We start from the raw sequence: 4,116 nt of genomic DNA, 5'->3' as shown, positions 1-4,116 counted from the left end.
AGAAGGAGACAGGAGACAGGAGACAGGAGACAGGAGGAAAATTACATGGGGATTCGCTCCCCCAAGTAATTTTGAACACCCCCGTTGACGGTGGGGTATTAAACCCACAAAGAAAATGATAATATAACATAGTATCTCCTGATTTTTTTAGTACCTGGTATCATATTTTCATAAATTTGTCAAAATACTATGTGTCAAAGTAAAACCTCATTCATTTTGAGATATGGAGTTTGCCAAAAACTATAGGACTTACAAAGTACAAGGTCTTTTCGTCATTGCAACCCATAGGAAAGCAATCTCAAATCCCTGTTTTTCGTGCCTCATGGGTAAGTCCTGAACTATAAAATTGCAAAGCTTTTATAGTAGTAGGAAGAAGGTATTGATAACTGAAATGATATCAAATCCGGGGGAATTGGACTTGAAGAAGGAGACAGGAGACAGGAGACAGGAGACAGGAGGAAAATTACATGGGGATAGTCAACGAAGGGCCGCTCCGCGTCTACGCTCCCCCAAGTAATGCGTGAACACGACCGTTGACGGTGGGGTATTAAACCCACAAAGAAAATGATAAAAAAATTCTCCAATTTTCATAACTACGCTCATCAAAGTGATTCTCTCTTCTCCTGACTCCTGACTCCTGACTTCTGACTCCTAATGATATTACTCAAACAATCTCAAGAAAATCATCAATGCCGATCGCGCTGTCCTGTACATCCTGCAATGTAATAGAAAGTCGTTCAGTACTAATGCGAGTGTCATTTCCTATCTGAGAAATTGTCAACTGCTCGAAACTCAAACCATCCTCTAAACCAATGACATCTATTCCATCTTCAAAATCAGTGATAATATTGTCACCATCACCAAACCCGAACTCAAACATATCCCCACCGAGTCCACCAGTGAGAATATCATCACCGGTCTGACCACCAATAATATCATCTCCTAGACCACCATCAAGTAGATCGTCACCTTTGCCTCCATGAAGCAAGTCGTTACCATCTAAACTTTGGATGATATCATCACCCCTATTTCCGTACATGAGATTATTTGCAGTTGTCCCGATTAAATCATCATCCTCATCTGTACCGATAGTGACATTAGGAGCGATCGCTAACTGAGTTTCTTGCCAGACACTTTCCGCTACCTGTTGCCCCAACGCTCTACCATTTAGATCGCCATCTTCAAAGTGAATACCACCATAAAGACGAGAAATACCAGCTTCATCAGCAGCTTCACTAAAAGTATCCCACTCCAAAGTTAAAGGTTCTTCCGGTGTAACACCAGGTTCAAAACGAGACTCACCAGCTTGAAAAGTTATCGAAGCACCAAAATCATCACTACCAGTAAACAGTTGGAGTATTTCTGCAGCGGCAGCACTGAAGGTACTATGACCAGATACATATTCAGCAAAAGGAGGTGAAGGGTCACTACCAGGAGTTTGATAGGTGAGAAAATCAGTAGCCAAAATAGTTTGAGTGCCTTCTCCAGGACCTGCCCAAGCATCGATAGCAAAACCACCAAGCTCTGCATTAAACTCCCCAATTAACCCTAGTTCTCCTAGTTCCCTTACTGTTCGTACCGGACGAGCATAGTCATAAAAAGTTTTAGATTCCCAAGTGGCAATTCCGGCATCAAATACTGCGTTGCCCAAATTAAAGAAGAGTTTGACATCCTCATCTAATGTATTGTCATCTCTAGCTGAGACAAATTGCCCGAAAGTCATCCAAGTTCCAGGGGGGAAGGATGTACCACCGCCATCTTCCCAAAATTCTGCAACTAACTTTTGTTCGTCTGTGAGGTTAGCACTAATTGCGATAACTTCTTCTGTTTGTTCAATGAATGCAGGATTAATAATAGTGCCAATAATATCTGGAGTGATTTCGATAACTGAACCGTCTGCTAGAGTAATTGTGCGTGCTTCCAAGTCTACTTCACCATCTACTAGCAAGAATGGTTCTGGTGCTGTTGGTCGAAATATATCACCTGAAGCGAGACTAAAAGGTATGACATCACCCCACTGAGGAGTGAGAAATGTTTGCACTCGCTCTTCCTCACCGGGTTCAGCATCAATGGGAATTGTTTCGGGAGTCCATAGTTCGATGTCAACGGGGTCTCCAATGGGATTACTAGGTTCATAGTCACTGATGTCGGAGTAGGGAGTACCGTCACCATTGGGGTCATTTCCTAGTTGGTTGGAGCCATCGTTTCGACGGAATGTTAATAGTGCTTCGGCGGCAACGTTACCAATGCCAGCAGGAGTAGTAGTATCGGTGGTTGTGTTGTTAGGATCGTAGGCAAGTTCAGCCATCAATTCGTTGAAAATTTCTGTCTCAGTGGGGAATAATTCTGAGAGTACTCGATAAGCAGCAAAACTCATGGCTTCAGTTTTGTTGGCATCGGTGTTTTCTGATAGGGGACGTTGTAGGTCATCTTCTAATTGAGTTCCTATTGCTAATGGGTCGTAAGCGCTCCAAGCATCGTAGATAGCTGTGTGTACGATCGCATAAGCACGGGAAGCAATGGTTGGGCCTGGGGAAGTATTGATAACTGCTTGTTGTACTGCTCGGTCCCATAAAACGGAAATACTTGGTGAAGAGTCATCGACTGTTACGAGTTGAGTTTCCGGATCGAGGGTGAGATTGATGTTATTATTAGTATCTTCAGAATCGGAATTTTGCTGTTCTTCTAATAATGAGTTCATCTTTTTTTCTGTATTTCTGATTATTGTGAGAGGGAAATTAGGGAAGCAATTATTTTGCTTGATGATGAATTTCTAGTGGTCAAGCTGTGAAATAATCAGCTATCAGACAAGGGATATTTTTGGGACAATGGCAAGTTAATGATTTTTTCTTAACTTATTCTAATCTAAAAGCTATTATCTTGGATTAAAATTATCTTTCTTCCCTTTACAAATAATCTTAATTCAGCTAAATTTCAAATGGGGAATAAATGACAGTAAATTTCAGGTTACATCTTCACTAACTAGAAAAATGAATTAATCCTCATCAATGTGAAAATATTTTCACATTCAGCAGATAGTAAGGAATGTACCTGAAAATATGATTCACATTTTATCCAGTAGTCAAGGTTTCTCTTAGAGTAAGCATTCAGTGGTCAGCTATCAGCTTTATAGAATTAAAAGAATGTATTTCCAGTGGGGGCAGGCATCCTGCCTGTCCCTGTCTGCGGTGAAAATATCAGGAACGGGAAAATATCAGGAACGGGCAAGATGCCCATTCCACAAAACTATTAAAATCATCCCGCATTTATGCAACGCCGAAAAATATATTGGCTGTAATTTTAATCTTATTAATGTTAATCTTGACTTTCTAATCTTTGTTAAGTTATCTTGATTTAAACAACCTTAGTAAAACTTAATTTATCCAAATTAAAAGGCATAGTTATAATTAAAGCTCGTAAAACAAAAAATTTTTTTTCGTTAATTCTCTGGATATAATATAAGAAAGCTTTTATTACTAACTAAAAGCAATAGCTGATAGCTGATAGCTGACGGCTGAATGCTTACATTAATTTTAGTCAAATTTAAAAATAAAATTGATGAATCAACAAATTTTTGAACACATTTACTCTAGCTTGGCAGATGATGAAGTAAAAACATTAAGTTTATTTTTAGCAGGTAATAAATATGAACAAATTGCTCAGTCAATGAAATGGGATACATCAAATGTAGGGAAAAAATTAAAAGCGATCGCTACTAAATTTAATCTACCCAAGAATCATAGTTCATTTCGGGAATTTTTATTTGAAACATTCAGCAAATATCAATCAAACTTAGTCCATCCTCAATTAAGAGCTGACTATGGTTTTAAGACTAGCAAAATTATTATTCCTGGTAGACCAGAAAAACCAGACTCTCCTTTTTATATAGAACGTTATCGAATTAAACGTTGTTCTATTGAGTCTGAATGCTATGAAAAAATAGAAGATCCTGGTTCATTAGTGAGAATAAAAGCGCCAAAACAAATGGGTAAAACTTCTCTGTTGCGAAGGATACAAGCAAAAGCCAATAATAATAAATATATTCCGATTTATCTCAGATTTGATAGCTTAATTGAACCAGAAAATATCAGCAATATTAATAATTTTCTGAAAGCA

Annotated in this window: 3 protein-coding genes; 2 read left to right on the top strand and 1 reads right to left on the bottom strand. The window is 38.6% G+C overall.

From position 1 onward, the window contains the following. Positions 1-391 precede the first annotated feature (391 nt). On the top strand, positions 392-517 hold the full coding sequence (locus F6K13_RS21620) for a hypothetical protein (RefSeq protein WP_287243335.1): 126 nt from the start codon (positions 392-394) through the stop codon (positions 515-517). Positions 518-664: 147 nt separating this feature from the next. On the opposite strand, the gene F6K13_RS21615 is transcribed toward F6K13_RS21620, so the two are convergent. Beyond that, positions 665-2,701: a DUF6851 domain-containing protein gene (locus F6K13_RS21615; protein ID WP_124145897.1), complete on the bottom strand. Its 2,037-nt coding sequence runs from the start codon at positions 2,699-2,701 to the stop codon at positions 665-667. Positions 2,702-3,558: 857 nt separating this feature from the next. Between F6K13_RS21615 and F6K13_RS21610 the strand changes: the two genes are divergently transcribed. Continuing rightward, positions 3,559-4,116: AAA-like domain-containing protein (locus tag F6K13_RS21610; protein ID WP_287288336.1), on the top strand; the 558-nt coding region annotated here is incomplete at its 3' end.

The sequence above is a fragment of the Okeania sp. SIO2B9 genome (assembly GCF_010672505.1).
GTDB lineage: Bacteria > Cyanobacteriota > Cyanobacteriia > Cyanobacteriales > Microcoleaceae > Okeania > Okeania hirsuta.
Note: the sequence above shows the minus strand (reverse complement) of the source record. Positions and strands in the feature narration are given on the sequence as shown.